This is a genomic window from Thioclava sp. UBA3469, from assembly GCF_002378135.1.
Lineage (GTDB): Bacteria > Pseudomonadota > Alphaproteobacteria > Rhodobacterales > Rhodobacteraceae > Thioclava > Thioclava sediminum.
In genome coordinates this window covers 1-9,153 of record NZ_DFRG01000135.1, presented here as the reverse complement: position 1 = coordinate 9,153, position 9,153 = coordinate 1, and the positions used below count along the sequence as shown (strand labels likewise).

6 protein-coding genes are annotated in these 9,153 nt (G+C 64.7%); 3 read left to right on the top strand and 3 right to left on the bottom strand.

What is annotated here, in order from left to right; genetic code table 11:
- The 3 genes from B3D39_RS11075 to B3D39_RS11065 all read left to right on the top strand — a co-directional run.
- Positions 1-1,448: surface lipoprotein assembly modifier (locus tag B3D39_RS11075; protein ID WP_286789685.1), on the top strand; the 1,448-nt coding region annotated here is incomplete at its 5' end.
- 284 nt (positions 1,449-1,732) lie between these two features.
- Positions 1,733-4,168: a calcium-binding protein gene (locus tag B3D39_RS11070; protein ID WP_274963194.1), complete on the top strand. Its 2,436-nt coding sequence runs from the start codon at positions 1,733-1,735 to the stop codon at positions 4,166-4,168.
- Between the two features lie 26 nt (positions 4,169-4,194).
- Positions 4,195-4,800, top strand: coding sequence for a hypothetical protein (locus B3D39_RS11065; RefSeq protein WP_078520906.1), 606 nt, complete (start codon positions 4,195-4,197; stop codon positions 4,798-4,800).
- A gap of 175 nt (positions 4,801-4,975) precedes the next feature.
- Here the strand turns inward: B3D39_RS11065 and B3D39_RS11060 are convergent, their stop codons facing one another.
- From B3D39_RS11060 to B3D39_RS11050, 3 genes are all read right to left on the bottom strand, one after another.
- The gene (locus B3D39_RS11060; RefSeq protein WP_274963195.1) at positions 4,976-6,280 is read right to left on the bottom strand and encodes an HlyD family type I secretion periplasmic adaptor subunit; all 1,305 of its coding nucleotides are present in this window, start codon (positions 6,278-6,280) and stop codon (positions 4,976-4,978) included.
- Entirely contained in the window at positions 6,277-7,974 is a 1,698-nt protein-coding gene (locus tag B3D39_RS11055; RefSeq protein WP_274963196.1) for a type I secretion system permease/ATPase, read from the bottom strand. Before B3D39_RS11055 ends, B3D39_RS11060 begins: the two co-directional genes overlap by 4 nt.
- 162 nt (positions 7,975-8,136) lie before the next feature.
- Positions 8,137-9,153, bottom strand: a 1,017-nt coding sequence (locus B3D39_RS11050; RefSeq protein ID WP_286789684.1) for an NAD(P)H-hydrate dehydratase, incomplete at its 5' end; no start/stop codon positions are given.

Below are 9,153 nucleotides of genomic sequence, written 5' to 3'. Positions count from 1 at the left end.
TCTCGCCGCCCGCATTGTCTGGGGCGCGCGACCTCAAAGGGGTGACAATGACCGAAGGCCATATCGACGGGCGCAAACTGCGGCGCGCCTGGCGTTTTCTGTGCGGCGGGGCGATGGCGCTGCTGCTTGTCTTGGGGCCCGGTCCCGCGGTCGCGGACGTCCCTGCTACCGGCGCTATCACCGACGCGGCGCTGCTGCAGGTGCTGCGTTCGGGCGATTGGCCCGCGGCGGAGGCAGCGGCGCGCGCGCGTCTGGTGCGCAATCCCGATGATGTGGGCGCGCTTGTCGTGCTGGCGCGGGCGCTGCGCAGGCAGGGCGACGCGGCAGGCGCGAAGGCGGCGGCCACCCGCGCCAATGCGCAGGCCCGGACGCAGCAGGAAAAATATGTCAGCGCGGTCGAGATGGCGGCGGCGAGTTACGATCTCGGGCATCCGTTCGTAGCGCAGTTCTGGCAACGCCGCGCGATCGAAATGGCGCCCAATGATGCCGTGCGCGCGTCGAGCGTGCGGGACTATCGGGTCCTGTCCGCAGCCAATCCGTGGAGCTTCTCGGCGAATTTCGACGCGGGCGCGTCGAGCAATGTCAACAATGGCAGTCTCGCGGATACGGTCGATATCGGCGGTATCGACTTCACGCTCAATCCCGATGCGAAGGCGCTGTCGGGCTACGAGATTTCGCTGTCGCTGAAGGCGCGCTACAAATTCGCAGGATTTGGGGAGTTGCCCGCGAGTTTCGGGGCGCAGATCTACACCAAACAGGTCGTCCTGTCGGGCGATGCGAAGGACACGGTGCCCGATGCGCGTGGCTCGGATTACGCGTTCAGCGCGCTTGAGACGACGTTGGGGCAGGCGCTCAGCCCGGCCGATGCGCCGTTGCGCTATCGCCTCGACCTTCTCGCGGGCAAGAACTGGTATGGCGGCGACGACCTGAGCAACTATCTGCGGGTTTCGGGCAGTGCGCAGTGGGGCGATCCGCGGCGTTCGCTGACGCAGGTGACTCTCTCTGGCGAGCGTCAGTTGCGCCTCGACAATTTCCGCAACTCGGCGAATGTCGTCACCGCGAGCCTGAGCCATCACCGGCGGCTTGAGGGAGGGGATCGGCTGGGGCTGTCCTTTGCCCTGCGCGACGCGTCCTCGGAGGCGGTCGAGATCGATCATCGGGCGATGCTTGCGGGCGTGTCTTACGATTTCGCCAAGCCTTTGGCCGGGACCGTCACCGTCGGCGCGGCGCTGGAACTGGAGCGACGCGATTATGATGCGACGCTTTACGGGCCCGGCGCACGGCGCGACACGCGCGGGCGGCTGGCGCTGCAATTCGGGTTCCCGAAGCTCGAGTTCTACGGCATCTCGCCGACCCTGCGGCTGGAGGGCGAAGAGACCCGCTCAAATGTCGATTTCTACGACAGCTCGCAGGTGAAGTTGCGGCTCGGACTGCGGTCGAATTTCTGATCTCGCGCCCCGGTTCGGGGCTTTCATCTGTAAATATTGCGATTTCTGCGACTAAGTGGCCACGCTGCCCATCTCCTCTCGATTTCGTTGACACACATCAATGCGAATCACGAAGAACTCACGGGAATGTGAGCCGTGGCTGACGGTAAATTCGCAGTGAAATCAGAGGGATAAATCTCTATTTCCTGACTGGACGCCATTTGACGTGGGGACGCGGCGGATGACGGGAGGGCAGGTGCCTGAGGGGTCATCGGTTCGCTCATATGGATAGAGGGGACGCAGATATGGCGACACAAATTGACCCAGGTAACGTCGACGATTGGGACGAACCGCTGAACACCGACCCGATGTTCCGCTCGTCGCATGTTTTCAGCACGGCGGATATCACGGTGACCTTCGACGGGATGACGGTCGGCGCGGCTGAGGATCCGCTGGCTTACTTCGATACATCCGGAACGAATGGTACGAAGGAAACCAAGGATGGAGTGACGCTCTATCCGATCGAGAGCGAGTTTGGCTATAACGTCGCCGATTTCCAAGACGCGACCCAAAAGGTCATAGATCCCAGTGACCCTAATTATGTAGCGGACTATGCCGAAGGCTGGGCAGGCGACGTCTATGATGGCGAGGGCAATCAGCTTGGCCTCGTGATCTCGGATGCGCCCACCGACACGTTCAAGACGCCGGCGCTCTACGGTACGTGGCTCGCGGGTCTGGGCGGCAACACGGTGAAGGCCTCGACCGAGCATTACGTCGTGATGCAGAACATCCTGTCGGACCAGAAATTCCCCGGCGATACCGACGCGATCTACAAGCTCGATGACGCGCTTCGGGTTGTCAGCGGCGATGAGGCGCTGAACGGCAGGCTGGTCTCCGATGTGATCACTGAACTTAAAGCGCTGCCTGACATGGCGGGCGACAAAAACGGCGATGGTGTCATCGACATCAAGGATGTTCTCGCGCCCAACGAGACCGAGATTACCGAAAATATCGCGGTCAGCAGCGATTATTCGGTGACGGTGAAGGATGACGGCAAGCTGCTCTATCGCTGGGGCAACACGATCAAGAAGCCCAACGATGTGCGCCTTGAAGCGACGATGGACCTGCCCGACGAGTGGAGCGAGTATAACCCCTACACCTCGCTGCGGAACATCTACCATGTGACCGAGGCCGAACTGGTCGTGCATCACACGATCACCAACAACCCCAATGATCAGGTGCGCCCCGAAGATTTCGAGAACGAGGCCGCGATCGGCACGTTGCCGGAATATATCATCGTACCGGACTACAACCTTGACGGGCAGGGTGCCCGTGAGGTCTGGATCACCGCCGATGACTACTATGCGGGGGATGGCACGCTCTACGAGGCAGGCACGATCCTGCGCGACGATCTTCTGGCGCAGCAATGGGCAGCGAGCGATCTCGCGACGATCGGGGCCGAGGATGGAGCGGCGGGCTTCACCAACGCCTGGTACACCACGATGGACCGCGAGCCCTTCGAGCCGGTGCTGAACGAAGATGGCACCGAATATGCCGATAGCGGTCCGCGCTGGCGTCTGAAGACCGACAAATATGGCCAGGATCTGCCCTCGGTGGTGATCCCGATCGACCCGAGCGACGAGCCGCCTCCCACCAATGACGAGGTGAAATACGAGGTCGGCGCAGAGACTCAGACGGTGATCAACCTGCTCGATTGGGGCTATCCCGCCCAGCCGCTCTCGGTCAGCTCGGGCTGGCAGGACAAGCCCGGCGAGGTGTCGGTCAACGGGATGAACTATTCCGACGGCTTCGATATGGCGGTCTACATCAAGGGCGACATCAAGCCCGCGACGATCTACAGCGCCGAGCTGCTGATGGATTACGAGCTGGTCACGCCCTACGCGGTCGGAGCTGATGTCGTCGGCACGGACGGGAATGATTTCCTTGTCGGGATCGGCTCGAACGCCTTCACGGGCGGCGCGGGCACCGATCTCTTCGTCCTCACCTACGGCTCCTCGGTCGAGGGCGTGCCGCTGACCGCGAGCACGATCAGCGATTTCGAAGTTGGCACCGATGCGATCGGCCTGATCGGTCTGGGTGTCTCGGACACGAATTTCGCCGACAACATCTCGCAAGTGGTGAATGGGACCAATCTTGAAATCTACCTCGATACGGATGGGGCCGAAATCGGCGCCGAGCCGGTTCTGATCGCAACGCTGACCGACGTGGCGGGCGATCTCGGGCCGAGCGGAGGGCTCGTCATGGAGGAAGACTTCCTTCTGGCCAACCCGGGTGCGGGCGATGATCCGGGCACAACGGGCCCCAACGAGATCATCGGTACCGATGCGAGCGAGACGCTGATGGGGACCCCGGGCGACGACATCATCACGGCGCTGGGCGGAAACGATATCCTCTACGGCCTTGCGGGCACCGACCTGCTCGACGGGGGTGCCGGGCTCGACCGTCTCTATGGCGGTCTGGACGCGGATGGGTTCGTCTTCGCAGAGGGCACCACGCTCGACATCGTCTACGACTTCGAAGACGGGGTCGACATGATCGCACTCGACGGGGGGCTGACCTTCGCCGACCTCGAGATCACCAGCTACCGCACGACGGGCACTCAAATCACCGCAGGCGACGACCGGATGATCCTGCGCGATGTGGATGTGAGCCTGATCACCGAGGATGACTTCACAACCGTCGATCAATTTGTCGCCGACATGACGCTCGTGAGCGTCTGATCCGGGTTTCTAGAAGGACAATACGAATGAACAACAAAGTAACTTTCATTGCACTGGCGGCTGCGGCCGCCACTCTCTCGGCCTGCGGCGGCAGCGGAACCACGGTTAACACCGCCCCCACCTATGCGGAACTCGTGGCGCGCGCCGATACGGCGGCGGCTGGGGTCGTGGATCTGAGTACCGGGGATGTGACTGGCGGACGCGACGATGTGCCGAATTCGGGTACGGCCAGCTACACCGGTTACGTCAAGGGCGACCTTGACAGCGGCGGGACGTTAATCGGCGAGCTATCGCTCGACGCGAATTTCTCGGGCGGGACGGTCACCGGCTCGGCGACGAATTTCCAGCACTCGACGAAGGACGCCTATACCGGCTCGCTTACGCTTTCCGGCGGGACGATCACCGATAGCGGCGTTGTCGGGACGGCCGATACCTTCGGAGGCAGCCTCGATGGGACGCTCTCCAACGGCGGCACCGATTACACCACCTCGATTTTGCTCGACGGCGAATTCGTCGGCGGGAGCGGAGCAACGCTGCCCGACAATATTGCTGGCTATGCAGACGGCACGCTTGATGACGGGGTGACGAACGATGCGTTCACCGGAGCGTTCATCACCACGCAAACGCCCTGACCGCCCCCACTTTCATCAGTGGTACCGGAAGGGCCCGGCGGAGCGGTCCGCCGGGCCTTTCTCTTTCCTCCCTCGTGGCGTAACGCTCTGCTACCGATCACGAAAACGGCCCGGCGAGGTATCCCGCCGGGCCGCTTATCTTTATCGCTCGTGATGCTGCTTGAAGCGGCCCCCCTCATTCCCCCCGGAAGGCGCGGTTGAAATAGACCGTCAGCGGCTGGGTCAGGTAGGACAGCGGCGTGCGCGCATCGGTCTTGAGGAAGGCCTCCACCGGCATGCCGGGCATCAGCTTGACCTCGGGCAGGGCGGCCAGCGCTTCCGGGTCGGGCTCCACCGTCGCCTCGTAATAGGTCTCGCGGTTCGCCTCGTCGGTCTGCACGTCGGGCGAGACCCGCAGCACCTCGGCCGGGATCGCGGGGGTGGTGCGGCGGTTGAAGGTCGAGAATTGCAGCGAGACCTGCTGGCCGGAATAGACCTGATCGATGCTCGTCGGATCGACGCGGACCGAGACGTAAAGCGGCTGATCGCTGGGCACGAGGAACATCATCGGCTGGGCGGGCTGGATGACCGATTGCAGCGCGAAGACCTGCGAGCCGAACACCACGCCATCGACCGGCGCGCGCACGTCGAGCCGTGCGAGCTTCTCGCGCAGGGTGTTTTCGCGTTCGACCAGCGAAATCTCGTTATATTGCAGGTCGCGCAGCTGGGTGATCGCGGCCTCGCGGCGATCCTCGGACAGGCCGACGACCTCGATCTCGAGCGCCGAGATCCGCACGCGCGCCTCCGCGATGACCGAGTTCAGCCGCCCGATCTCGCCGGTCAGCTTGGCATGTTCGCGCTGGGTGGCGAGCACGCGCGAGGCTTCCATCAGCTTGCGCTCGTAGAGGCTTTGCTTGTCCTCCAGCTCCTGCGACACGAGGTCGAGCTGTTCCATCAGCGAGACGCGCTGCGCCTCGACGCCTTCGATCTGCTTTTCGATCTGCTGCTGTTGCTCGCGCAGCTGGTTGATCTTCTTGGCCATCGTCGCCTGACGCGCGGCAAAGAGGTTGCTCTGGCCCTCGCGTTGCTGGGCGACCTGCTCGGGGTCGAGCATCGGGAAGTCGGGCAGTACGGTGAAATCCACCTCTGTCAGATCGTCGCGCTCGGCGGCCAGCCGCGCCTTGCGCACCGCGATCTCCAGAAGCTGCGCCTGCACGATCGCAAGCTCCGAGCGCAGAAAGGTCCCGTCGAGGCGCAGTAGCACGTCGCCCGCATGCACCTGATCGCCGTTATGGGCGAGGATTTCGCCCACGACGCCACCATCGGGGTGCTGGATCACCTGCCGTTCGCTCTCGACCTTGACCACGCCGCGCGACACGACCGCGCCGTTGATCTTCGCGCCGACGCTCCAGGCGCCCATGCCGCCGACGAGGAGGGTGATCGCGCCGAAGCCTGCGGCGAGCAGAAGTCGGCTATTTGCGAAATCGGAGGATTTGCTCATTTCTCGGCCCTCATCGTCAGAATCCGTTGCACGTCCTGCGCGTTCTTGATCATCGACTGGATGACCTCGTCGCGCGGCCCCTGCGCGGTGATCTGGCCGCTTTCGAGGATCACGAGGCGCGAGCAGGCTTTGATCGCATTGGTGCGGTGGGTCATCAGCACGACCGATTTACCTTCCTCGGTCATCGCCTTCACCACGGCGTTCAGCGCCTCGGAGCCCTCGGAGTCGAGTGCCGAGTTCGGCTCGTCGAGCACCAGAAGCACCGGATCGTTGTAAAGCGCACGGGCCAGACCCAGCCGCTGGCGCTGGCCGCCCGAGAGCTGCGCATCGCGCGCGCTGATATGGGTGTCATAGCCCTTGGGTAGTTGCAGGATGATCTCGTGGATATGCGCTTTCTTGGCGGCGGCCACGACCCGCTCGGCATCCGGCGATTGCGCCATCTGCGCGATGTTCTCGGCGATGGTGCCGTCGAAGGTCTTCACCACCTGCGGCAGGTAGCCGATGAACTGGCCCAGCCGCTCGGGGCTGTATTGGTCGAGCTTGGCGGCGGCGAGGCGCACTTCGCCCGCGGTGGGGGAGACGAGACCCACAAGCGCCCGCGCCAGCGTCGTCTTGCCCGAGCCGCTCTTGCCGATCACGCCGATGGCTTCACCCGGCGCGACATCGAAGCTCACGTTATACAGGATCGGACGCTCGCCGCGCCTGCGCGAGACCGAGACGCCGCGCACCGACAGATCGCCCGTCGGGGCGGGCAGTTCGGTCGGCTTACGCGGTTCGGGCACGGAGCCCAGAAACGCCCGCAGCGAAGCCCAGCCGTTGCGCGCGCGGTGCAGCAGCGTCCATTGGCCCAGCACCTGCTCGACCGGGGCCAGCGCGCGGCCCAGCAGGACCGAGCCCGCGATGATCGCGCCCGCCGTCATCTCGTGTTGCAGCACCAGATAGGCGCCCACGGCCAGCACCGCCGATTGCAGCAGCATCCGGAAGCCCTTGGAAAAAGCGCCGAACGCGCCGGTCCAGTCGGCCGCGCGCAGCATCTTGCGCTGGCCTTCGGTCTGGGTTTCCTGCCAGCGCGCGCGCATGGTCTCTCCCATGCCCTGCGCCCAGAGGTAGTCGGCCCCGTCCTCGACCTGCCGCGCGATCTGGTTACCCGCGAAAGAGGTGCCCTGCGCCTCGGTCAGGCGGGTCTGGGTGAGCCAGTGGTTGAGCAGCGAGGTCACGACCAAAAGCGCACCGCCCGCCAGCGCCAGCCAGCCCAGAAGCGGGTGGAAGATGAAGATCGCGGCTGCGAAAACCGGCGTCCACGGGATGTCCAAGAGCGACAGCAGCACCGGCGAGGCGAAGACGGTTTTCACCGCATCGAGGTCCTGCAGCGCGCTCGCGCCCTTGTCGGTGCGTCCCAACGCTGCGCGCTCCAGCGAGGCGCGGAAGACGCGGTCGGAGAGATTGGCGTGAAGCCGTGCCCCGACCCGCGCCATCACGCGGGCGCGGACGAATTCCAGAATGGTGTAGAACAGGTAGAGGAACACCACGAGGCCGAACAGCGCGACCAGCGTCTCTTCCGAGCGCGAACCGATCACCCGGTCATAGACCTGCAGCATGAAAAGCGGCCCGGTCAGCAGCAGAAGATTAGTGAAAAAGCTGAACAGAACAGCCGAGCCGATCAGCCCCCGGCTCCCGGAAAAAGCGCGCCGCATTTCCGACCGCGCGCCCGAAGAAGAAAGTCCCACGCCAATACCCCAAAGTTGCGTATCCCCGCGTTCATTTTCACGACGTGGTGAGGGGTATCATTGATTGATGTCAATTTTGCGCGAGACGGGTCGAAAAAGCTGCGCGGGCAGCCGGGCGCCCGGGTGGCGTCAGCTCTGCGCCATCAGCGCGCGCAGCACCTGCGGGACCGCTTCGGGCAGGTCCTCGGCGATCAGGCCGGGGCCGAAGTGGCGCGCGGCCTCGACATGGAGCCAGGCGGCGGAGGTCGCGGCGTCGAAGGGGGTGAAGCCGCGCGCAAGCAGTCCCGCGATCAACCCCGCCAGCACATCGCCCGCGCCTGCGGTCGCAAGCCACGGGGCCGCGCGGTCCTGCGTCGCCGAATGCAGCGCGACGCGCCCATCGGGGTCCGCGATCGCGGTGTCCGCCCCTTTGAGTAGCACCGTGCAGCCCGCGCGCGCGGCGGCTTCGCGGGTCGCGTCCAGCTTGGAATAGGTCGGGTCGTCGCCTGACAGCTTCTCGGCCAGATCGGGGAAGAGCCGTTTGAACTCGCCCGGATGCGGGGTCAGAACGCAGGTCGCGTGAAGCTGGCCGAAGAGCACGCTCGGATCGTCGGCAAAGGCGCTGAGCGCATCGGCATCGAGCACCGTCGCCCGTTTGCCCCAAAGCGCGGCCGGCACCATCTCCTGCGCGCGGGCCATGCCCAGACCGGGGCCGAGGCAGAGCGCGTTGAGACGCTCATCGCTCAGCATCCCGCGCAAGGAATAGGCGTCGGGCAGGGCGCTCAGCATGATCGCGTCGAGATGGGCGGCGTTCTCGGCGAGCGCCTTGGGCGGGCAGGCGAGCGTCACCAGCCCCGCGCCGATCCGCAGTGCCGCCCGCGCCGCCATCCGAGCAGCGCCGCCTTTGCCCGCGCCGCCCGAGAGCACCAGCGCATGGCCGTGGCTGTATTTGTGGCCCGTCCGCTTCATCAGGAAATGCGAGGGACGGTCGATCAACTGCGCGGCCCCCATATTCGCATCCTGTGACAGGCCGATATCGGTCACGACCAGATGGCCGCGCATCGACGCGCCGCCACCGGGCGCGTCCGGCCCGTCCGAGGGGTCGAGGTAATGGCCGCATTTCGCGCGGTGGAAGCTGACGGTCAGATCGGCGGGAAAAACGCCCCC